The organism is Plasticicumulans lactativorans (assembly GCF_004341245.1).
Classification (GTDB): Bacteria; Pseudomonadota; Gammaproteobacteria; order Competibacterales; family Competibacteraceae; genus Plasticicumulans_A; species Plasticicumulans_A lactativorans.
The window spans coordinates 152,486-174,917 of sequence record NZ_SLWY01000014.1 but is presented as its reverse complement, the minus strand read 5'-3'; the positions used below and the strand labels follow the sequence as shown (position 1 = coordinate 174,917).

Genomic DNA, 22,432 nt, shown 5'->3' with positions numbered 1-22,432 from the left:
CCTCAATGCGATGCTGCGGGATCAGACAACTTGGAATGCCGCGCGCCACATCAACTTGGCCATCAGCGCTTGACTTCGAAGACAGTTGCTCTCCCCTTGGGAGAGGGGCAGGGGTGAGGGTGCTTTTCGACGCACACCATTGAAAGCCAAGGAACCCTCATCCCCACCCTTCTCCCAACGGGAGAAGGGCTTCGGCCAGGGGGGAAGGGCTTGAAGCCGTGGCTCAACGCCTTCTTCCGCAGCATCGATCCACGCTTTTATACCCGTCAGCGCATATAGCGCACACCAAGTTGTATTTATCGGAATAAAAATGCCGGTGATAAGGTCGGATGGTGCACCGCGCCATGCGCCCTGCCGGGCGGCGCGCGGTTGATTCGGCAAGGCATCGCGCAGCGTGCCGCTCCGCAGGATCTCCAGCGATGAAGCCTTACGATCTCGTCTACCGAACGGTGCTGTTCCTGTTCCCGCTCTGCCCGGTCTACCTGGGGCTGCGCTTTTCCGGGGCGGGGCTGCTCAACATCCAGCGCGTGATGCTCATCGCGCTGCTGCTGATGCTCGCCGCCGACGCCTGCCTGTCGCGGGTGCGCGGGCGCTGGGTGCTGCATGTGCTGCGGGTCAACGCGCCGATCTGGCTCACGCTGCTGCTGTTCCTCGCCTGGCGCCTGCTCAGCGCGCTGGCGAGCGTGCAGGTCGACGTTTCCCTGAAGACCGCCGTGTCGGACGCGCTCACCGCGCTGACGCTCTATTTCGCCACGCTGTACTACGTGACCGCGCCGCACAAGATCGCGCGGGTGCTGCGCACGCTGCTGATCGCGGCCACCGCGGTCGCGGCTTTCGGGCTGCTCGAACGCCTGCTCGAAGCCAACCCGATCGCCGCGCTGATCCCCGCCGGCACGACGGGCGACGGCTTCCTCGACGAGGCGCTGCGCGCCAAGGTGCGCGGCGCCTACCGCGCGCAGTCGACCTTCTATAACCCGCTGTCGCTCGCGCATTACCTGGTGCTGCTGCTGCCGCTCCTACTGGTGCCGCTGCAATGGGGCGCGGCGCGGCGTCCGTGGCTCGCCGGCGCGGCACTGACGCTGCTGGTGCTGTGCCTGTGGGCCACCGGTTCGCGCGCCGGCATCCTGCTGTTCGGCGTGGCGGTGCTGTTCGGCGTCGCTGCCGGCGCCCGCCGCCTGTTGCGCCACGCCGACGTCACCCACCGCCTGCAGGGTGCGGTGCTGATTCTCGCGCTGGTGCTGGCGGCCGGCGCGGTGGCGTTCCAGGCCGTGCGCATCGTCACCGGCGCGAGCGCCGAGGAGGCCGACAGTTCGCAGGCGCGGCTCGAACAGGCGGTGCGCGGTTACGGCAGCATCGTCGCCCACCCGCTGCTCGGCATCGGTCCGCGCATGGCGGCGAACGTCGCCGGCGTCAACCTCGATGCGGAACGGGTGTCGGTCGACAACTACTACCTGTCGCTCAGCATCGAGTCCGGCCTGCCGGCGACCGCGCTGTTCCTGCTGCTCGGCGTGCTGTGCGCGCGGGCGACGCTGCAGCAGGCGAAGGCCCTGCGCGAACGCGCCGACCTCGCCGCCGAGGCCACTGCACTCGCCGGCAGCATCGGGCTGTTCATGGCGTTCCTGCTGATCGTCTCGCTCTACGAGGAGACGCTGCCGCTGTTCGTGGTGCTGGTCGCCGTGGTGTGCACGCGGCGGGCGCTGCTCGGGCGCCCTCAGCACCCCGCGCCGTCCCGCACCCTGGTATCGGAGCCCGGCCTGCGCACCGGCCATCCCGTGGCTGCCGGGGGCTGACGCATGCGCCTGCGCCTCGGCTCGTCCTCGCTCGCCACCCTGCTCGGCAGCGCGGCATTCTCGCAACTGATCCTGATCGCCGCGTCGCCGCTGCTGACGCGCCTGTACTCGACCAGCGAACTGGGGCTGTTCTCGGTCTACCTGTCCGCGGCGATGGCGGTCGCGGTGCTGATCACGCTGCGGCTCGAATTCGCCATCGCCGCGGTCCGCCAGGACGGCGAGGTCATGCCGCTGCTGGTGCTGATCGGCGCGGTCGCCCTGGCGATGACGCTGCTCGCCTACGCGGTGGTGCTCGCCGGCACCGTCGGCGATGCGCCGCTGATCGCGTCGCCGTCGCTGCGCGATCTCGCCTGGTGGATACCGCTCGGTGCGCTGGCGATCGCCGGCAACGAGACCCTGCGCTACGTCGCGGTGCGCCGGCGCCGCTACCGCGAGCTTGCCCGCTCGGGCGTCGCCCGCAGCGTCACGCAGGTGGGCGGGCAGTGCCTCGGCGCCGTGCTGCGCGCCGACACCGTCACGCTGATCGCCGGCCAGTTGTTCGCGCTCGGCGCCTCCTCGCTGCACCTGGTGGGGCGCGCACCGGGCGGGCGGGTGCCGCTCCTCGCCCGGCTGCGCGAGCAGTTGCCGCGCCTGCGTGCGGTGCTGGCGCAGCACCGCGAGTTCCCGCTGCTGATGGCGCCGCTCGGGCTGATGAACACGCTCAGCCTGTACCTGCCGAACTTCGCCCTCGCCTACCACTACTCGCCGGCCTTCGTCGGCCTGTTCGCGATGGCGCAGCGCCTGATCGCGCTGCCGATGCTGTTCGTCGGCAAGTCGGTCGCCGAGCACTACCTGGGCGAGTTCGCCAGCGCCGTGCGCACCGACCCGGCGGGCGCCGTCGCCCTGTACCGGCGCTACCTGCGCCGCCTCACCGCGGTCGGCCTCGGCGTCGTCGCCATCGCCGCACTGCCGGGCCGCGAGGTCTACCGCGTCCTGCTCGGCACCGAATGGGGCGACGTCGCGCCGCTGGTCACCTGCCTGTCGCTCGGCTACGCCGGCCAGCTCGTCGCCTCGCCGCTCGCCCAGACCCTGGTGGTGCTCGACCGCAAGGCGTGGCTGCTGTGGTGGGACGGCTCGCGGCTCGTCATCAACCTGGCGATCTTCGCCGCGCCGGCGCTGTTCCCGATCGCGCCGTTCGACCTGGTGCTGGCCTACTCGGCGGCGATGCTGCTGGCCTATGCCGCCCTCACCGTCGTCATCCATCGCGCGATCACCGCCGGCGAGCCCTCGCCGGCCGGGCCTGCGCCATGAACCGCTCCGCTGCGGACCTGCCCTTCCGAATCACGCTTGCATGGAATACATCGAGGACTTCAAGGCCATGAAAATCATCATCTCGGGCGGTTGGGGCTACGGCAACCTGGGCGACGACGCCATCCTGCTCGCCACCCTCGACCTGCTGCAGCAGGCGTACGAGGGCGCCGAGATCGTCGCGCTGACCTATTCCCCCGACCCGCTGGTGCGCGACCGCTACCCCAACGTGCGCTTCGCGCGCGCGGCGCATTCGGTGCTGGACTGGGGTTCGTCGGAAGCGATGTTCCGCCGCCTCGACCGGCATTACGGGCTGCTGAACCGCGTGCAACTGAAGTGCCGCGAGGCGATCGCCAACTCCGAACTCGCCTACCGCATCCGCGAGAACGACCCGAAGATCCTCTACCTGCAGCGCGAGATCGCCGATGCCGACCTGTTCGTGATGGCGGGCGGCGGCTACTTCAACGAGCACTGGGCGTCGAACGTGCGCGCGCACCTGCGCGAGGTCGACCTCGCCCGCGCGCACGGCGTGCCCTATGCGCTGCTGGGGCAGACCTTCGGCGCCTTCCGCGACGCCGCGCTGAAGCAGCGCATCGCCGGGACGATGCGCGGTGCGCAGGCGATCGCGGTGCGCGACGAATTCTCCCATCGCGACCTCGCCGCGCTGCAGATCGACGCCGCCCTCATCCCCGACATCGCGCTGAGCGGCGTGCGCACCCGTCCGTTCGAGGCGGACGCCGAGCGGCCGGTCGGCCTGATCCTCAACAACGGCAACGAAGCCTTCCTGGCGCGGATGGCGAGCGTCTTCGCCCGCTTCGTCGCCGACAGCGGCAGCGGCGCGCCGGTCGACGTAATCATGAGCCGTCGCTGGCAGGGGGACCTCGAAGCCAGCCTGACGGTGCAGCACGTCCTCAACCAGCACCGCATCGAGAACCGGCTGGTGCTGCCGTCGAGCGTCTTCGACCTCGAAAGCGCGCTGGCACGCTGCCGCCTCGTGATCAGCGAGAACCTGCACGGCCTGATCGTCGCCGCACGCAACCAGGTGCCGGTGGTGGCGGTGAACGACTACCCGGTCGGTTCGCCGAACCACCGCAAGTTCGATTCGTTCATGTCGCAGATCGGCTCCGAGCGCTTCTGCATCGACCGCGAGAGCGAGGTCGGCGAAACCCTCGACCTGCTGCACGCACGGCTGGCGAGCGCCGAAGCCTTCCACGCCTTCATGCCGCGCTTCTGCCAGGGCGTGCGCGAGGACTACCTGCGCTTCGTCCGCGGCCTGCGCCACGCCCGTGCCGCCCGCCCGCTGCCGGCGGCCCCGCTCGCCGCCTGCGCCTGAGCATGTCGCGGACCACGATGCCCCCCGCCCCCAGCGCCCGGCACGCACGGCGCACCGCCGGCGCCCGCGGCCGGCGTGCCGCCGCGGCCGCACTCGTCGTCGCCCTGGGCCTGGGGGCGTCCCACCCCGCCGGCGCCGCCGGCTGGGGGCCGTACCGCGGCATGACCACGCACTCGGCGATCGCCGAGGCCGACGTCGAAGCCTTCCGCCAGCTCGGCGGCAACCTGCTGCGGGTCGGCTTCGCCGATGCGCCGATGCTCGCCGCCCAGCCACCCCATGCCCTCAACCAGGAGGCGTTCGCGCGCCTCGACCGCATCCTCGCCTGGTGCGAGCGGCGCGGCGTGCGCGTGGTCATCGACCCGCACGCCTTCCCCGGCACCCGCTCGCCGTTCACGACGACGCCCACCGATGCGCTGTGGACCGACGCGGCCCTGCAGCAGCGCATCGTCGAGCTGTGGGCGTACATCGCCGAGCGCTATGCGCAGCGCGGGCCGGTGATCGCCGCCTATGACCTGCTCAACGAGCCGTCGGTCCCGGCCGACGCGCGCGCCGCCGCGGCCGAGGTCTGGAACACCCTGCAGCAGCGCAGCGTCGACGCGATCCGCGTGCACGACCCCGAGCGCTACGTGATCGTCGAGCCGCCGACCGGCTTCGACGCGCGTGGCCGCTGGATCGACCGCATCGCCGGCATGGCGCTGCTGCGGCCGATCGACGATCCGCGCGTGATCTACAGCCCGCACATGTACCTGCCCAAGGCGTTCACGCACCAGGGCGTGTTCGCCGGGCTGCCGCGCGGCGTGCGCTACCCCGGCCCCGCCGAGCACCTGGACTGGGACCGCGAGACCCTGCGGCAGGCGCTCGAACCCGTCCGCCGCTTCGCCGAGCGCCAGGGCGCGATCGTCTACATCGGCGAGTTCAGCGCCGCGTGCTGGACCGGCGACGACGGCATCCGCTACCTCGGCGACCTGATCGAGCTGTTCGAGTCGTTCGGCTGGAGCTGGACCTACCACGCCTTCCGCGAGTCGCCGATCTGGGACGCCGAGGTTTCCGCGCCGCGCTGCGCCGAGGGCGCGCGCTCGGCCGATACCGAACGCCTGCGCCTGTTCAAGGCCGCCTTCGCGCGCAACGCCACCGCCCCGTGAACGCCCCCCGCCGCACCGCCGCTTCCGCATCCCCCCTTCGTCGATCCTCCAGGAGGTCCGCTCGATGTCGCCGCACGTTTCCATCCTGATGTCCACCTACAACGGCGAAGCCTTCCTCGCCGAGCAGATCGACAGCATCCTGAAGCAGTCCCACCGCGAGCTCGAACTGCTGATCCGCGACGACGGTTCGCGCGACGGCACGCTCGCCCTCGTCGAGCGCTACGCGCACAAGGACGGCCGGGTCCGCTGGCTGGCCGAAGACAACCTGGGCGTGACCCGCAGCTTCTTCCGCCTGCTCGGGCTCGCCCGTGACACCAGCGCTTACTACGCCCTCTGCGACCAGGACGACTACTGGCTGCGCAACAAGCTCAGGCGCGCCGTCGCCACGCTGGAGCGATGTCCGTCCGACGTGCCGGCGATGTACTTCTCGCGGCTGCGGATCGTCGACGAGAACCTGCGCCCGTCCCGGCAGACCCGCGTGCCGGCGCTGTTCTGCCTCGAAAACGCCCTGGTCGAGAACTTCGCGACCGGCTGCACGATCGTCCTCAACCGCGCCGCGCGCGACCTCGTGCTGCGCAACCTGCCGCGCGAATGCTGCATGCACGACTGGTGGATCTACCTGCTCGTGCTGTCGAAGGGGCGGGTGTTCTACGACGCCTACGCCGGCATCCTCTACCGCCAGCACGGCCGCAACAGCGTCGGTTACGACCGCCACCTCGGCCGTCGCCTGGTGCAGGCGGCGAGGCGTCTGCTCGCGCGGGAGGTGTCGCGCTTCGACGTTTACACGCAGATCGTTAACTTCCTCGAATTCGCCCGCCGCGAGGGCCTGCCCGACGAGATCGTGCGCCTGTGCGAGGACGTGCTGCGCAGCCGCCACTCGATCGCGGCCCGGCTCGGCCTGGTGCTGCGCAACGGCGGCGTGATCTGGCAGGCGAATCCGCGCGGCACGATCGAGCAGATCCGCTACCTGGTATCGGGCGCGCTGGGCTGAACGGCGCGCACGAATCGGATCGCCGGATGCACATTCCGGACGACACCTGCCGTCCGGTTCGTCCGACACATTCGTTGCAGGTGGCCGGCACCGACCGGCCGCCACTCGCCGCAGTTGCGCCGTGACACTCTGATTGACTTCACCCCCTTCCCGGTGGCATGACATCCGCGCAGGTCGAAACTGCGCCATTCGATGCCATCACCATGCACAACGGCTTTTTTTATGCCTTAGGGCGTCACTGCTGTCTTGTTGTTCTTCTTGCAGTGATGACTGCCGGTCCGGTTAGTGCAGCCACTTGGGGACCATATCGAGGAATGACGACACAGTTGGACATTACGGAGCAGGATGTTGCTGATTTCGCCAATCTTGGCGGCAACTTATTGCGAATAGGTTTCAGCAAGCAACCTTTGATGAAAAAACAACCACCATATGATTTTGATGAGGAAGCATTTAAGAAACTTGACCAATTGTTGATCTGGTGTGAGAAGCGCGGCATCAAGGTTGTAATTGACCCTCATACCATGCCAGGAACCGCGGTCAACACAACGACTTTTGCAACTGATGAGCTTTGGAGGGACTTCCAGTATCACGATCTCCTAGATCGTTTATGGGGGCGAATTGCCGATCGCTATAAAAACCGCAACCATGTAATTGTGGGTTATGACATTCTGAACGAGCCAGCGACAGACACATTACCTTTCAAGGCAGGTCCATCTGATTATAACGCATTGATTCGAAGACTTATTACAACAATCCGCCAGCATGATAAGAATACAACCATCATCATCGAACCGCCTGTCATAAATACCGGCATCAAGAAACGTGTCAGTCGTTTCGAAGGATTGCTTTATCTCGATCCACCTTCCGATTCAAATGTGGTTTACAGCCCGCACATGTATCAGCCAGGCCAGTTCACCCATCAGGGCGTCGAGGCTGGCCTGCGTCTTGGTCCTCAGTATCCAGGACGCGTTGGCATGACGACGTGGGACAAAGACGAACTTCGTCGAGCTATGCAACCAGCTTTGGAATTTCAGCGCCGCTACAACGTTCCCATCTTTATCAGCGAATTCAGTGCCACACGCATGAGCGGCGCATCAGGCGATCGATATGTCAGCGACCTCATTGATCTATTCGAAGAGTTTGGCTGGAGCTGGACATATCATTCATGGCGCCAAGCTCCAGCGTGGGATGCGGAAATAGCAGAAACGGGCAACAATGATCGAAAACGATCGACAAATACTCCCAAGCTGCAGATATTGCGAGATGCCTTTCATCGCAATATTAACCCATGATCAACTATACAAATTCTCTCCAGGCTTAACTGCCGACTCGGGAAGATGCTTCAGTAATAATTGCTCGTACTGCGCCAGCACGGTGTCCCACGTGAACATCTGGTGGAAGCGCGCACGGCTGGCGGTGCGCATGTGCTCGATCTCGCCATCGTCGACGAGCAGGCGATCCAGTGCATCCACGCACGACACCATATCGGTGAAGTAACGGGCGCCCTCACCCGCCACCCAGCGATTGAAGCGGTTGTCGTGGGCCAGCACCGCCGACCCGGCACCGAGGGCTTCGACCAGCGAGGGATTGGTGCCGCCGACCCGGTGGCCGTGGACGTAGAAGCGGCCGTAGAAGCGCAGCGCCTCGACGATCGCCTTGTCGTAGATGGCCCCCGGGAAGAGCACTTCGTCGCCGGCGGCGGCCATCACTTCCCGGTGGAAGGGGTTGCTGTCGGGCTGGTACTTGCCGAGCAGCACCAGCTTGATGCCGCGCCGCTTGTGCGAGAACGCCCGCACGATGTCGAGAATCGAGTTTTCCGGCTCGGCGCGCGCGATCACGGTGATGAAGCGGCCCGGTTCCAGCCCGAGCGGAGCGAGGTGTGCGACATCCGCGCTCACCACCTCATTGGCGCCGTACGGGATCATCGTGATCTTGCGGCGACTGACCCGCGTCGCCAGGTGATCGGCGATGGACGGGTGATCGGCCACCAGGTGGGTGCCGACCAGGCAGCCGGCGCGCTCGTTGAGCCACAACCACGCGCGTTCGTACCACTTCCATTTGTCGCGCTTCCATTCGATGCCATCCATGTTGATGAGGTTGCGGATGCCCCGGAAGCGATACGGCGTGCAGAACAGCGCCGTGTTGTAGCCGAGCGTCAGCAGCAGGCGCTGGTCGGTGCCCATCACGTGCTGCACCGAGCGCCAGTCGAAGATCACCGTGCCCGCGGCGCCCTCGCGCCTGACCGGGATCGTGATCCGGCGCACGCCGCACCAGTCGTCGGTGCGCACCGGCCCTTCCACCCCTTCGTCCTGGCAATAGACCGTGACCTCCCAGTCGCGCTCGACCAGATACAGCGCGAGATGTTCGGCGAAGGTCTCGAAGCCTCCGTGCTGCGCCGGGACGCCCCGGATGCCCATGATGGCGACGCGTTTGTCCATGATCGGGTTCAAGCCTCAGGCCGTGTAGTCGAGCATCCGCATCGTGCTGTCGAAGGCGTCGCGGATGCAGGGATGGAGTTCGCAGGGCGCCTTGCGCGGCGCCGGTCGCAGGACCCGCCGCGCGTACTCGTCGAAGGTCGCGTCTTCGCCCAGGTTGCAGAAGGCCCGCAGCGCCGTGAGTGCCTCGGCCGGGTGGTTGACCAGGTCCTCGTACAGGACCGTGTGCACGCAGTCGGGATGCCGGGCGCGCAGGTGCAGCCCCTCACGCATGGTCAGAATCCACTCCACCGCCGCCATGTCGGTGTGCCGCTTGAAGCCCCGGATGGCGTCCACGTGGGGCGCGAGGTCTTCATCCTCGGGAACCAGTTGCTCGGTCAGCAGGTTCCACTTGCGGTTGTCGACGCCCCACCAGTCGTGCACCTCGCCGTTGCGCTGTTCGCCGAGGCGTTCCGACCAGTGCTCGATGGAGTGGCAGGTATCCCAGCCGTTACGCGCCAGGAAGAGGAACTTGGCGTCCGGGAAGATCGCCCGCACGAAGGGCACGCGGAAGATCAGTTCCGGGTACTTGTCGACCACGCGCCGGCTGCCCGAACCCAGCAGGTACGCGGAAAACAGGCGGTGCATGGCCTGGACCACCGCGGGCGTCGCATCGGTTTCATCGAGGCGGTAGCGTGCCGGCCCCCGCGAATAGCTCCCGATCAGGTCCTCGGCGCCGTGCGCCGAATGCCAGAGCGCCTTCGGCTCGTTGAGGAAGCCGACATCCCGGTGCATCGACAGCACGATGCCGAGAATCGTCGTTCCGCTGCGCCCCGTACCGAGGATGAACACCGGCTCCTTCACCGGACGCATCACCGGCAGGCGTTTTTCCAGTTCGAACAGGCCGAACACCAGGGGATTGATCCAGCGTCCCCTGGTCGTCAGGGGCCTGCCCTCGAACAGGCCGTAACTCACCAGGCGGCTGTAAAGCTTGCCCGGTCGAGCGCGAACGTAATCTCCATCGATCTGCGCGACCATCTCAGACACCCTTGATTTATTGATGAGCCGATATCGTTTGCAGCCAGTCCCAGTGCCGCCGTATGCCTTCGTCGATCGACGTGCGGGGCTGCCAGCCGAACGCGGCCTTCGCACTGCGCACGTCCAGCGTGATCTCGCGCACGTCGAACGCGCGCCCCGGCAGGTAGTCCACGGGTACCGTCCTGCCGGAAATCCGCTCGATCACCCGCACGATCTCGTTCAGCGAACAGCCCGAGCCGCTGCCGGCGTTGAATACCCCGGTCGCGCTCGACTCTCCCGCCAGCATCGCCAGATCCACCAGGTCGGCGATGTAGATGTAATCACGCACGACCGAGCCATCGCCCCATATCTGCAGCCGATCACCCTGGACGAGGCGCGCGAGGAAGGTGGGGATGACACCCTGCACGCCGATGTGCCCCTGTCGCGGCCCGAAGGGATTCGACGCGCGCAGCACCGTCGGCAGCAGGCCGTGCAGTTGCTGGAACATGAACAGGTAATTCTCGATGGCGACCTTGACCACGCCATACGAGCAGATCGGGTGCAGCGGGTGGGTTTCCGGCACCGGTTCGAGCGTCGGGTTGCCATAGACCGTGCCGCCCGACGACAGGTAGACGATGCGTTTGAGGCCGAGCTTCACCATCTGCTGGAGCAGTTGCACGGTCCCCACCAGGTTGCCGTTGATGTCGGCGACCGGATCGAGGTTGGAGGTACTCGGCACCGAGGTGCTGATGAGGTGGAACACCACATCGATGTCCTGCAGTGCCTCGGCGATCTCGGCCGAATCGCCGAACTGGCCGAGGCGATAGTCCACTTCCGGGTAAGGCGCCTGGTAGCGGTTGGGAGAACGGTCGAACACGCGCACGCGATGCCCGCGCTGCAGCAGCAGGTCGACCAGATGCGAGCCGATGAAGCCGTTACCGCCCAATACCAGTGCGCGCATTCAGTACACCGTTGTAGATGGTCATGAGCCGCTCGTAGAAGCGCTCATCGTTGAACTCGTCGTCGACGAAGGCCTTTGCCCTGCGCCCCATGTCGACGCTGCATTGCGGGTCGTTCCACAACTTCGTCATGGCCGCTGCCAGCGCGGCGTGATCCTGTGCCGGATAGGTCAGGCCCCGTTCCCCGTCGTGGACCATTTCGGGAATGCCGCCGCGATCGGAGCCGATCACCGGCTTGCCGAAGGCAAAGGACTGGTTGATGACGTAGGGGAAGTTTTCATGCCATACCGACGGCACGATCACGAAACGCGCGCGCGCGAGAACGGCATCCAGCGCCTCTCCCCACATCGGCCCCAGGAACTCGACGTTCGAAAGCTTCAGGTCCTGCGCCAGCCGGTGCAGGTTGTCCTCGTCCGGGCCGTTGCCGACGATCTTGATCTTCACGTCCGGCGCCTGCGCGGCGGCGCGCACGAGGACGTCGACCCCCTTCTCGTCCACCAGGCGGCCGAAGTACAGCGCATAGTCGTCGTATGCCTCCGACAGCGGGTACTTGCGGCTGTCGAACGGATTGCTGAGCTTGTCCCAGCGGAAGCTGCCCTCGCCCCAGAAGCGTTCGGTTTCGCGCGCCATGAACTCGCTCGCGAACAGGTACGTGTGCACGTACTTGCGGTACACGTCCATGGCATTGTGCACGTACGCCTCCACGCTGCTGGCGACGCTGAACACCAGCGAATCCTTGCAGCAGCGGTTGGCGATCGCCTTGTAGAAGCGCCCGCCCCTGCAATCGGTGCAGATGTGCCCGTGGTGATAGAGCTTGTAATTCGGGCAGATGTGCTTGTAGTCGTTACAGCTCATCACCACCGGCACGCCCGCCTCGTGCGCCGCCGCGAGGATCGAGGGCGTCAGGTGAACGTGGATGGCAAACACATGGATCAGGTCGGGCTTGGTGTCGGCGATCAGCCGCGCGAACTGCGCCTTGGCATCACGCGAATAGATCATGCGGCCGATGCCGAGCGCGCGCTTCGCTACGCTGCCTGATTGATACTCGGGCGGAACAACGAAGTAGTCTTCTTGAGCACTTGGCAGATTATCTGAAGATTTCGTTGAGAACCAAACAACTTCGTGCCCCCTCTGTTCGAGGACACGCCCCACCTCAAAGAAAAAAACCTCGGCGCCGCCTGTGATCTTGAAAAACTTGTGGGCAAGCAAAATTTTCATATTCGCCAATCCTTACCAGATTTCTATCCTTGTCGGAAGCATTGCGCTTTTAATCAACTGACGCCATGTCCAAACCGATTATTAGCCTTCAATGCAAGATTCCGCGCAAGAAACATCGCCATTATAAAAATTGTAGAATTATACTGATACATAAAAAATGGATTAGTCACCGACACAAAAAGACCAAAAAACAAAATCGACATAACATAAAACCTAACATACCTCACTTTATAAGACTGCTCACCAACAAGGCTCATCACATCTTTATATACAGAAAAAGGAAGCAATACATAAAAATACATCAACCCAACAAACCCAAACTCCCCACATATCGTGGCCAGATTACTATCATAAACGCCCCACATGTCCTCAAAAAAAGACATGCTTCCAATTCCCAATTGGTCATAAACTACACTGCCTTCCGACATTACACTCCCAAATGTTCCGGCACCCGTACCCATTGGAAAATAATCAACTAAGAGCTTAAAGCCATTATAAATCATAATTGCACGAATATAGCTCGAACTCTCAATTGACGAAAACTCCCCTATGTTTCCTTCTGTTTTTTGGAGCAGCAACTGAAAATAATCGGTCGCCATTATGCCTGGAATAGCAACCAAGCAAATCAAAATTGAAGCTAGCCGATATTTTAGTGACAAAAATGAGAACGCCAACATAACCATTGGATAGATCAACAAAGCTGTTCGCGAACCGTTCAAATACAGCAAAACCAAAGATACGCCAAAAGCAACAGCAATTTTTATTGTAGACTTCTCCAAAGACGCCTTAAAGGCAACATAAAGGAACCATAGAGAAACGAGAAATGCCACGTCATTTGGTTTTAACTGAAAACCTTCATATCTATAAGAACCATCTCTTGTATTTGGAAGAGCAGCAAAAATCCCCCAAAATCGATCGCCAAGAAGAACATTCAAAACAATCCCCAAAACAGAAACAATAAAACACCAGTAAAAAACCGTCTCAAACTGACTGTCACAGCGCTTGTTTAAAAAAACCCATCGAAACAAAACATAAAAAAGAAAAAACTTAAAATGAATAAGCATCTGCAAGACTTCTGAGATATATGACGACCCCATGCCAAAGAAAAATGAATACGCCGCAAAAAAAAGCCACCCGAACAAGATCAAGAAATAAATTTTGGGATTTTTTCTTCTTGTCAGGATATGCCAACCAATAAGCACAAAGGAAAAACTTGCCAATAATTCGTCAACATACCTTATTGGCGTCAGATTTAACGACGTCATCGCCTCTTGAAACACTATAGGAATAGCGATCAAGGCAACAAAAAACGCTTTCTTATTGAGGACAACATTCATCACAAGTCGCTCAAAAACAGTACTTTATTAGTGATTTCATGCTTACTGTATCCACGAAGGCAATACAATATCAGCGTCTTGCTTCATGAGGCATGTCTTCAATAGCGAATTCGGCTCGCTATAATATTGACGCAGAAGCGTTTTTACTTCACTCAGACTATCCCTTGGAAGAGAATCACTGTCAGAAGAGGAATTAACAGAGTAATACAAATCACGCAACACACGCTTAACTGATGGATTTGCCCTAAAAAAGCCCTCCATTGACTGATTAACGCCAAGAGCCAACTTCTGTAGTGTTCTATTTTTATAAGCGACTGTCTTATTTTCTATATCAAAAGAAAACTGAGGATATCGCTCGTAATCAATGCTCATCCAATCGCACACATTTTTTACAGCCATATTGGGATTCGACTTCAAATCATCAAAAAACATGATCTTTAGTCGCTTATCAAAAACATCAACCCACTGATCAATATACTTATAATACAACCCCCCTTCCAAACCGAAATAAGCATTGAACGCGTCATTCGAAAGTTCGGACGCATTCATTGCCATACATTTCTCATAATAACTTTTAGCAGTAATGCCTTCATCCAATTCAAGCATATTTTTCTTAAACTTATAAAACGAGAAAAATCTATCAACGGGATCTCTCAGAACCAACAATATTTTTACACCAGGAATATCTTCGTTGATCCTATTAATCAGGGAAGGACCACCATAAAAATAGCCTGGAGTGGATTCGAGGACCACCATTCTATCTTGTACATTATTAAAATACTTTTTATACACGCTGATCGGATCAGTGTTTCTGCCATAACGCAGCGGCAAGTAATAACACGTTTCTTTTACACTAGAAACACCGACATCCGGATGCTTGGCCAAATAAGAAAACAAAGAAGTCGTGCCAGCCTTATTGACACCCGCAATAATCAGATTTGGTAAACGACTCATAAGCATTTTCTCCCAAAAAACGGAATAGTCCAAAAACCTAACTTACGATAAACCAAATAAGTCGCATAAAGATTCTGAAAAGCAATCGTCAGTGCCAACCCAATTGCCGCCCCCAAAGAGCCGAATTTAGGAATCAGAATCATACCGAGCAGTAGATTAAGAATGGCGGATACGATCAGATCGTTCCTGAGCAATCTCTCATTACCACTCATTACCAGAAGGCTTGCTACCGAACCAGTGGCCACATTCACAAACTGCCCGACCGCGATAATGGCTAGAACCGTAGCCCCGGAAACGAAGTCATGCCCGAAGACCGACATAACGAACTCGGGGAAAAATAGAAAAAGCGCCAAGACAGGGCCTGCAATCGATGCCATTAGCGCACACGATTGCCGCGCAGTCTTTCTCAGCATCATTAAATTACCTGTTTTAATAAACTCGGCAAATTTTGGTGCCGATATGCTATCAATTGCAATAAATATAAAACTTGTCAGCATGGCGGTTCGGTTCGCCACCCGGAAAATACCGGCATCAGCACTATCGGCCCAAATGCCCAAGAACACGACGGAAGACCAGTTGATGATCAGCTGCATCACTGAAACAATAAACAAAGGTGGTGCAGGACCAAGCAATTCAGGCATATTGAATGCCGACGAAAATGGTGCGTTTTCAGTCGCGCGCCTGTACCAAAGAAATATACCGATAGCTGCGGCAAAATAAGCGCCAACCACATACGCCACGATCGAGCCGTCGAGCCCCAACCATGCCACGAATACCGGCAATGCAGCCAAGGAAACCAATGGTGCAAAGACATTGAGAACTGAAAGAGATTCTTTTATGCACCGCAGTCCTTTCAGTCCCTGCGAGGCAAGGGTATAAATGCTGACAGGAAGAACAGCGAGCGCCATCAATTTAATCGCGCCTACCAATTGCGGCTGATCGAATACAGTTACCGCCAGGTAGTCAGACGAGAAAAACAACACAACTCCAACAAGCGCTGACCCGACGCCTCCAATTACAATGGCGGCGACAAAATGTCCATAGACGTACTGCCATGACTGAACGGCCTTGTTTGCCGACGTTACCTTCACTAATACGTCATCAAGACCTAAACGCCCGATCACGCTGCATATGGTCGCCAGCGCCAAGCAGATAAAGTAAAAACCTGTTTGATCAGCTCCCAGCATCCTCGCCAGTACGACATTGAAGGCAAACGCCAACCCCGCCGCGAATACCTTCAGGGAAAGAGCAGTAGTCGCCGCTCGGAGAATTTCCTTCATATGTATGTCTAGAGACATTCTTGACATTACTCTCTGCATAACAGGAAGGAATCCAATGTTACGTATCGATAACCGTCCGCCCTGATTTTCGAGCCCATGTTTCTTATGGCGTTCAGATCAGCGGATGACAACCGGGCAACCCCATAAGAGCGACCCGGCCCTGTTACATCAATTAAATGCTTGTCATCCGTTCAAAGTACCAGTCGACCGTCTTCACGATGCCGGTATCGAAGGTTTCGGCCGGGCTCCAGCCGAGTTCGGCGCGCATCCGGGTGGCGTCGATCGCGTAACGCCAGTCATGGCCGGGGCGGTCGGTGACGAAGCTGATCAACTGCGCGTGCGGCGCCTGCGCCGGGCGGCGCGCGTCGAGCAGTTCGCAGATCAGCCGCACGATGTCGAGGTTCTTCCACTCGTTGCAGCCGCCGATGTTGTACGTCTCGCCGAGCCGGCCGTCGCGGATCACGCGCTCGATGCCGCGGCAGTGGTCCTCCACGTACAGCCAGTCGCGGATGTTGCTGCCGTCGCCGTACACCGGGATCGGTCGGCCCTGCAGGCAACTGCGGATCACCGTGGGGATGAACTTCTCGCCGTGCTGCCAGGGACCGTAGTTGTTCGAGCAGTTGGTGGTGGTCACCGGCAGCCCGTAGGTGTGGAAGTAGGCGCGCACCAGGTGGTCGCTCGCGGCCTTGCTCGCGGAGTACGGCGAGTTGGGGGCGTAGGGCGTGGTCTCGGTGAACGCGGGGTCGGTGGCGCCGAGGGTGCCGTAGACCTCGTCGGTGCTGATGTGGTGGAAGCGGCGTATGGAGGCGGCGGCCTCGCGCGTCAGCCCCTGCTCGCCCAGCCAGTACTGGCGGGCGGCTTCGAGCAGCGTGTAGGTGCCTTCGATGTTGGTGCGCACGAACGCGCCGGGGCCGCTGATGGAGCGGTCGACGTGGCTCTCGGCGGCGAAGTGCACGACGGTGTCGATGACGTGCTCGCGCAGCAGGCGCTCGACCAGGGCGCGGTCGCAGATGTCGCCGTGCACGAACACGTGGCGCTCGGGGTCGGGCAGGTCGACGAGGTTGTCGAGGCTGCCGGCATAGGTCAGCGCGTCGAGGTTGACGACCTTCACCGTCGGGTCGGCGCCGAGCAGGTGGCGCACGTAGTTGGCGCCGATGAAGCCGGCGCCACCGGTGACGAGGACGTTGCGGGGCTGATAACTCATGCGTGGCGTTCCCTTTTCAGCAGATCGTGCAAAGGCGATGAAGCGAAATCGGTGCGCGGTGCGGCCGGTACGCGCGTCATGCGCCGGCCTCTCCCTGCGGCGGCGCGGCGAAAACGGCGTCGAGCGTGGGGGCGTCGAGGACGCGATCGGCCCAGTGACCGAGCTGCGCCTCGTCGGCGGCGTTCAGCCGTGCGTCGGCCCATTCGGGCAGATCACCGAAGCGGCGGCGCAGCAGCGTGCACAGCAGCAGGGAGGCTCCTTCGCGTCGGCCCTGCAGCAGGCCCTGCTCTATCCAGGGCTTCACCCAGATCTGTACGCGTTCCGCCAACATGGCCGGTGCCTCTTTCAAAACGTCGCGCGCAGCCGGCGGTTCATGCACCGGCGCCCCGCTTCAGCAGATCGAGCAGGTACTGGCCGTAGCCGTTCTTGGCGAGCGGGGTGGCGAGGCGTTCGAGGTGTTCGGCGTCGATCCACCCGAGCCGGTAGGCGATCTCCTCGGGGCAGGCGATCTGCAGCCCCTGGCGCGCCTGCATCACGGCGATGAAGTTCGCCGCGTCGAGCAGGCTGTCGTGCGTGCCGGTGTCGAGCCACGCGTAGCCGCGCCCCATCAGCTCGACGCTGAGATCCCCGCGCTCCAGGTAGGCCTTGTTGAGATCGGTGATCTCCAGCTCGCCGCGCGCCGAGGGCCGCACTTCCTTGGCCAGCGCGACGACGTCGGGGTCGTAGAAGTACAGCCCGGTGACCGCGTAGTTCGACTTCGGCGCCTTCGGCTTCTCTTCGAGGTCGACGGCGCGTCCGGCGGCATCGAAGGCCACCACGCCGTAGCGCTCCGGGTCGCGCACGTAGTAGCCGAACACCGTGGCGCCGCTCTCGCGCGCCGCCGCGCGCCGCAGCATCTGGGGCAGGCCGTGGCCGTAATAGATGTTGTCGCCCAGCACCAGCGTGGCCGGGGCGTTGCCGATGAACGACTCGCCGATCAGGAAGGCCTGCGCGAGACCATCGGGGCTCGGCTGCACGGCATAGCTCAGGTTGAGCCCCCACTGGCTGCCGTCGCCGAGCAGCGCGACGAAGGCCTCGCGGTCGCGCGGGGTGGTGATCACCAGCACGTCGCGGATGCCGGCCAGCATCAGCGTGGTCAGCGGGTAGTAGATCATCGGCTTGTCGTACACCGGCATCAGCTGCTTGCTCACGCTCAGCGTCAGCGGATGCAGGCGGGTGCCGGAGCCGCCGGCGAGGATCAGGCCTTTGCGCGTCGTCATCGAGAACGTCCTTTCGCTACGGTAACCGAGGCTAAGCAAACCGCATGCCCGAAGCGGGCATGTCGGCGGCGAATGTTCTGTACCGGCCCTGCAGGCGCCCGTTCACACCCTTCCCTGCGCACCATCCGGCAAGGCGCGAACCGGTGCCATCGCATGTCGAAACCTGGGAGCGACGGACATGGCGAGCCCTAGTGCCGGCGTCGGGTGCGGATCGAGTCATCACGGGAGTCCCTGTCGGCCGCTGTAGCGGCGCTACTTTCCCTTATGTTGCAGTGCAAGGTAAAGGCGGGTGGGCGCAAGGATACAAGAGTTTTATGGGATTACACCCCCCGCCGGCAGCCGATCTCACTTCCACCCTTGCCCCGAGAAGACCGATCTGCGCAAGAAACCCTCATCCCCGGCCGGCTACGCCCCCCTCGCTTCGCTCTCCCCAGGGGGCGAAGGGTGAAAACGGTGCGCCGCGCCTTGACCCCTCGCCCGTGGGGGTTGGGGCTCACGATGACGACAGGCCGCTCCGCGTAGGTTGGGGTGAGCGCAGCGAACCCCAACGGGGGTGCCCGATGACGCCGATGGACGTTGGGGTTCGCATTCGCTCACCACCAACCTACGGGCTGGGGTGGGAGTGAGGGTGCTTCCCACACCATCAGTAGGTTGGCGGTGAGCGCAGCGAACCCCAACGGCGGTGCCCGATGACGCCGATGGACGTTGGGGTTCGCGTTCGCTCACCCCAACCTACGGGCTGGGGTTGGGGTGAGGGTGCTTCCCACACCAGATGGACGTTGGGGTTCGCGTTCGCTCACCCCAACCTACGGGCTGGCGGGTGGATGGACACGAGGAACCCTCATCCCCGGCCCTTCTCCCAAGGGGAGAAGGGTGAAGACCCATGTCCTTGCCTGGGTCGACAAGGCCGGCGCGTCCTGCATCGCCCACAACACCAGGTGAGTGTCGAGCAACACCTTCACGGCGCATCGATGCCTTCGAAGGCCGCCAGTACATCTGCAGGGAGAGGGGCGTCGAAATCGTCGGCAATCGTGATCTCGCCTTTCATCAAACCCAGCCGGATACCACGCCGCGGCGCCTCGCCAACAGGTACGAGCCTGGCCATCGGTGTGCCCGATCTGGCGATCACGATGTCTTCACCACGGCGCGCCGCCTCGACCAGCTCCGAGAGCCGCGTCCTGGCCTCATGCAGATTGAGTTGCATCACTCCACCTCACTTGATGGCATGTCGAGGGACGACGATAGCACCCGTGCAGCACGTCGCTCGACGACGGCGGTGCCGATGCGTGGTGTCGTCGGCAAAGAACCCTCATCCCCGGCCCTTCTCCCAGAGGGAGAAGGGTAAAAACGGCGCGGCGCGCCTTGGCCCCTCTCCCTCTGGGAGAGGGGTTGGGGTGAGGGTGCTTTCCACACCATCAGTAGGTTGGCGGTGAGCGCAGCGAACCCCAACGGGGGTGCCCGATGACGCCGATGGACGTTGGGGTTCGCGTTCGCTCACCCCAACCTACGGGCTGGGGTGGGGGTGAGGGTGCTTCCCACACCATCAGTAGGTTGGGGTGAGCGCAGCGAACCCCAACGCGGCGGTGCCCGATGACGCCGATGGGCGTTGGGGTTCGCGTTCGCTCACCCCAACCTACGGGCTAGGGTGGGGGTGAGGGTGCTTCCCACACCATCAGTAGGTTGGGGTGGGGGTGAGGGTGCTTCCCACACCATCAGTAGCTTGGAGGTGAGCGCAGCGAACCCCAACGCGGCGGTGCCCGATGACGCCGATGGACGTTGGGGTTCGCGTTCGCTCACCCCAACCTACGGGCTGGCGGGTGGATGGACACGAGGAACCCTCATCCTCGGCCCTTCTCCCCAAGGGGAGAAGGGTGAAGGCAGGGCGCTGCTCTCCCCGGCATGACGGCGCCCTGGATCGGGGCATCGGGTGTGCCGCGTCCGCACCAATGAGGTGCGGCACCACCGCGATGCGCGATCAGTGGAACGGCCACACCAGCGGCACGACCGTGAGCGTGGTGATGCCGACCAGCAGCGACAGCGGACCGCCGACGATCACGTAGTCCATGAAGCGGTAGCCGCCGGGGCCGTAGACCATCAGGTTGGTCTGGTAGCCGATCGGGGTCATGAAGCCGGCCGAGGCGCCGACCATCACGCACATCACGAAGGGCATCGGGTTGACGCCGAGCTGCGCGGCGGCGGCCATGCCGATCGGGAACATCAGCACCGCGGCGGCGTTGTTGGTGAGCAGTTCGGTGAAGATCACGGTGGTGACGTAGACCACGACGAGCGTCCACAGCGGGTTGCCGCCGGCGTAGCCCATCATCGTGCCGGCGACGTAGGTGGCGAGGCCGGTCTTCTCCATCGCGGTGCCGAGCGCGAACGAGCAGGCGATGATGACGATGAGCTGGTAGTCGACCGCGCGCCGTGCCTGGCCCTGGTTGCAGCAGCGCAGCAGCACCATCGCGGCGGCGGCGATCAGCGCGGCGTTGAGGGTCTCGACGTCGAACAGCGTGGTCGACACCACCAGCCCGGCGAGGATGGCGAGCGCGTAAGGGGCGCGGGCGTGCTGCGGCGGGGTGGAGTCGTCGAGTTCGCTGACCAGCAGGAAGTCGCGCGAATAGCGGTGCTGGCGGGCGAACTCGCGGCCGCCTTCGAGCAGCAGGGTGTCGCCGGCGCGCAGCACGATGTCGCCGAGCTTCTGCGGGATGCGCTGGCCGTTGCGCGACACGGCGATCACCGCGGCGTTGTAGCGGTTGCGGAAGCGAGCCTCGCGGATGGTGCGCCCGGTGACCGGCGACACGCGCGAGATCACGGCCTCGATCAGGCAGCGCTGGCTGTCGCGGATGCCGAGCTTGAACACCTGATTGGTGGCCGGGCTCAGGCCCTTGATGCGGCGCAGGTCGACCAGCGAGTCGATGACGCCGACGAAGACCAGTTGGTCGCCGCCGCGCAGCGCGTACTGCGGCGGGATGGCGCCGAGCACGCGGCCCTCGCGCACCAGTTCGACGAGGTAGAGCTGCTGCAGGCGGCGCAGCCCGGCTTCCTCGATGCTGCGCCCGACCAGCGGGCCGTTCTCGTCGACGACCATCTCGACGGTGTACTGGCGGGCGTCCTGCACCTGCTCGACCGCGGACTTGCGCTCGGGCAGCAGCCAGCGGCCGAGGGTGAGCATGTACACCGCGCCGACCACCACCACCGGCACGCCGACCCACACCGGGGTGAACATGTCGAGCTCCATGCCCTGCCTGCGCAGCAGGCCGTCGACGACGAGGTTGGTGCTGGTGCCGATCAGCGTGCACAGGCCGCCGAGGATGGTGGCGTAGTTCATCGGCAGCAGCAGCTTGGACGGGGCGAGGCCGGCCTCCTTGCTCCACGCCTGCGTGGCCGAGGTCAGCATCGCCACCACCGGGGTGTTGTTGACGAAGGCGCTGAGGCTGGAACTCGCGACGATCAGCCGCAACTGCGCGAGGAACAACCCGCGCGGCTTGCCGAGCACCAGGGCCGCGATCCACTGGATCGCCCCGGTCTCGCGCAGCCCCGCGACCACCACGAACAGCACCGCGACCGTCATCACGCCGCTGTTGGCGAAGCCGCCGAGCGCCTCGGCGGGCTTGAGCACGCCGCTGACCAGCAGCACCGTCATGCCCGCGGCAAGCACCATGTCGGGACCGACCCGATTGGAGGCGAGCAATACCAGCACGGCAATGACCACGCCGAGCGTGATCCACGCCTGTGCACCCAGTTCCATCATCACCACGTTCGTATCTCCACGTTTCTGAAAACCCCGGGCCACCCTGCCCGCTCCTGCGCCATCCCTGCGCGGCGCGTCCACCGAGCGCGGTCACCACCGGCGGCCGAAAGAAAGAACCCTCATCCCCGGCCCTTCTCCCCAGGGAAGAAGGGTGAAAAACGGTGCGCCGCGACCTTGGCCCGCACCGTATCAGTAGCTTGGCGGTGAGCGCAGCGAACCCCAACGGCGGTGCCCGATGACATCGATGGGCGTTGGGGTTCGCGTTCGCTCACCCCAACCTACGGGCCGGCAGTGGCGACGGGCCGTGGGCAAAGAACCCTCATCCCCGGCCGGCTACGCCCCCCTCGCTTCGCTCTCCCCCAAGGGGAGAAGGGTGAAAAACGGTGCGCCGCGACCTTGGCCCGCACCGTATCAGTAGATTGGCGGTGAGCGCAGCGAACCCCAACGGTGGCGCCCGATGACGCCGACGGACGTTGGGGTTCGCGTTCGCTCACCC

General features: G+C 62.7%; 18 protein-coding genes. 6 read left to right on the top strand and 12 right to left on the bottom strand.

Annotation, left to right across the window (positions count from 1 at the left end; all coding sequences use genetic code 11):
- Positions 1-419: 419 nt before the first annotated feature.
- The 6 genes from EV699_RS13850 to EV699_RS13825 all read left to right on the top strand — a co-directional run bounded on the left by EV699_RS13850 (position 420) and on the right by EV699_RS13825 (position 7,835).
- A complete protein-coding gene (locus EV699_RS13850) occupies positions 420-1,790 on the top strand; it encodes an O-antigen ligase family protein (RefSeq protein WP_165904143.1) in 1,371 nt (456 codons plus the stop codon).
- A gap of 3 nt (positions 1,791-1,793) precedes the next feature.
- Positions 1,794-3,080 carry a lipopolysaccharide biosynthesis protein gene (locus EV699_RS13845; RefSeq protein WP_132543712.1) on the top strand — a complete coding sequence of 429 codons (1,287 nt, stop codon included), beginning with the start codon at positions 1,794-1,796 and terminating at the stop codon, positions 3,078-3,080.
- Between the two features lie 67 nt (positions 3,081-3,147).
- Positions 3,148-4,410: a polysaccharide pyruvyl transferase family protein gene (locus EV699_RS13840; protein ID WP_165904142.1), complete on the top strand. Its 1,263-nt coding sequence runs from the start codon at positions 3,148-3,150 to the stop codon at positions 4,408-4,410.
- Positions 4,411-4,427: 17 nt separating this feature from the next.
- On the top strand, positions 4,428-5,552 hold the full coding sequence (locus EV699_RS13835) for a glycoside hydrolase family 5 protein (protein ID WP_165904141.1): 1,125 nt from the start codon (positions 4,428-4,430) through the stop codon (positions 5,550-5,552).
- A gap of 64 nt (positions 5,553-5,616) precedes the next feature.
- Positions 5,617-6,543: a glycosyltransferase family 2 protein gene (locus tag EV699_RS13830; RefSeq protein ID WP_132543706.1), complete on the top strand. Its 927-nt coding sequence runs from the start codon at positions 5,617-5,619 to the stop codon at positions 6,541-6,543.
- A gap of 158 nt (positions 6,544-6,701) precedes the next feature.
- Positions 6,702-7,835, top strand: a complete 1,134-nt coding sequence (locus EV699_RS13825; RefSeq protein ID WP_132543704.1) for a glycoside hydrolase family 5 protein — start codon at positions 6,702-6,704, stop codon at positions 7,833-7,835.
- Here EV699_RS13825 and EV699_RS13820 read toward each other — a convergent pair whose 3' ends face one another.
- From EV699_RS13820 to EV699_RS13765, 12 genes are all read right to left on the bottom strand, one after another.
- Positions 7,836-8,981 (bottom strand): DUF1972 domain-containing protein, encoded by a 1,146-nt coding sequence (locus tag EV699_RS13820; RefSeq protein WP_132543702.1) that lies wholly within the window; start codon positions 8,979-8,981, stop codon positions 7,836-7,838.
- A 15-nt stretch (positions 8,982-8,996) separates the two neighbouring features.
- Positions 8,997-9,995: a sulfotransferase family protein gene (locus tag EV699_RS13815; protein WP_132543700.1), complete on the bottom strand. Its 999-nt coding sequence runs from the start codon at positions 9,993-9,995 to the stop codon at positions 8,997-8,999.
- Positions 9,996-10,011: 16 nt separating this feature from the next.
- On the bottom strand, positions 10,012-10,935 hold the full coding sequence (locus EV699_RS13810) for an NAD-dependent epimerase/dehydratase family protein (RefSeq protein ID WP_132543698.1): 924 nt from the start codon (positions 10,933-10,935) through the stop codon (positions 10,012-10,014).
- The gene (locus tag EV699_RS13805) at positions 10,910-12,151 is read right to left on the bottom strand and encodes a glycosyltransferase family 4 protein (protein WP_132543696.1); all 1,242 of its coding nucleotides are present in this window, start codon (positions 12,149-12,151) and stop codon (positions 10,910-10,912) included. The genes EV699_RS13810 and EV699_RS13805 overlap by 26 nt, the downstream gene beginning before the upstream one ends.
- A 53-nt stretch (positions 12,152-12,204) precedes the next feature.
- Positions 12,205-13,488 (bottom strand): hypothetical protein, encoded by a 1,284-nt coding sequence (locus EV699_RS13800; RefSeq protein ID WP_132543694.1) that lies wholly within the window; start codon positions 13,486-13,488, stop codon positions 12,205-12,207.
- Positions 13,489-13,530: 42 nt separating this feature from the next.
- Positions 13,531-14,442 carry a sulfotransferase family protein gene (locus EV699_RS13795; protein WP_165904140.1) on the bottom strand — a complete coding sequence of 304 codons (912 nt, stop codon included), beginning with the start codon at positions 14,440-14,442 and terminating at the stop codon, positions 13,531-13,533.
- The gene (locus EV699_RS13790; RefSeq protein WP_165904139.1) at positions 14,439-15,722 is read right to left on the bottom strand and encodes an oligosaccharide flippase family protein; all 1,284 of its coding nucleotides are present in this window, start codon (positions 15,720-15,722) and stop codon (positions 14,439-14,441) included. The genes EV699_RS13795 and EV699_RS13790 overlap by 4 nt, the downstream gene beginning before the upstream one ends.
- 172 nt (positions 15,723-15,894) lie before the next feature.
- Positions 15,895-16,926 (bottom strand): dTDP-glucose 4,6-dehydratase, encoded by a 1,032-nt coding sequence (gene rfbB / locus EV699_RS13785; protein WP_132543688.1) that lies wholly within the window; start codon positions 16,924-16,926, stop codon positions 15,895-15,897.
- 76 nt (positions 16,927-17,002) lie between these two features.
- Entirely contained in the window at positions 17,003-17,257 is a 255-nt protein-coding gene (locus EV699_RS13780) for a DUF4351 domain-containing protein (protein ID WP_132543686.1), read from the bottom strand.
- Positions 17,258-17,297: 40 nt separating this feature from the next.
- Positions 17,298-18,185 carry a glucose-1-phosphate thymidylyltransferase RfbA gene (rfbA, locus tag EV699_RS13775; RefSeq protein WP_132543684.1) on the bottom strand — a complete coding sequence of 296 codons (888 nt, stop codon included), beginning with the start codon at positions 18,183-18,185 and terminating at the stop codon, positions 17,298-17,300.
- Positions 18,186-19,143: 958 nt separating this feature from the next.
- Entirely contained in the window at positions 19,144-19,389 is a 246-nt protein-coding gene (locus tag EV699_RS13770) for a type II toxin-antitoxin system Phd/YefM family antitoxin (RefSeq protein ID WP_424450036.1), read from the bottom strand.
- 771 nt (positions 19,390-20,160) lie between these two features.
- On the bottom strand, positions 20,161-21,936 hold the full coding sequence (locus EV699_RS13765) for an SLC13 family permease (protein WP_243662676.1): 1,776 nt from the start codon (positions 21,934-21,936) through the stop codon (positions 20,161-20,163).
- Positions 21,937-22,432: the final 496 nt, after the last annotated feature.